Annotated in this window: 1 protein-coding gene; it reads left to right on the top strand. The window is 44.1% G+C overall.

The window, feature by feature from the left end; genetic code table 11:
- The coding region (locus R7P74_RS29140; RefSeq protein ID WP_318124204.1) for a response regulator transcription factor at positions 1-491 on the top strand (491 nt) is incomplete at its 5' end.
- Between the last annotated feature and the right edge of the window lie 33 nt (positions 492-524).

Raw genomic sequence — 524 nt, 5'->3', positions numbered from 1 at the left:
ACTCCGTACAACATCTCCCTGAATGGAAGAAACTTAAAGACGTTCCAGTTATCTTGTTAACGGCTCTTGTTACCGTTAAAGATAAGGTAGCTGGTTTAGACTCTGGTGCAAATGACTATCTTACAAAACCGTTTGCAGAAGCTGAATTGTTCGCGCGTATTCGTGCTCAATTGCGTGCGCCTGACTCTGCTGATCAAGCTAATGCAGATAAAGTGATGACGAAAGATCTGGAGATCGATCGCGCAACACGTGAAGTTATCTTCAAAGGTGATTTGATCACGTTAACTCGTACTGAGTTTGATTTGCTTCTGTTCTTGGCGTCAAACCTAGGCCGCGTTTTTACTCGTGATGAACTACTAGACCATGTATGGGGGTACAACCATTTCCCTACAACACGTACTGTAGATACCCACGTACTTCAACTTCGTCAGAAATTGCCAGGCCTTGAAATCGAAACGCTTCGTGGCGTAGGCTACAAGATGAAAGCATAGTCGATAATGAAAACGCTACTCCCTGTAGTTCTC

The sequence above is a fragment of the Vibrio sp. 2033 genome (assembly GCF_033339735.1).
Note: the sequence above shows the minus strand (reverse complement) of the source record. Positions and strands in the feature narration are given on the sequence as shown.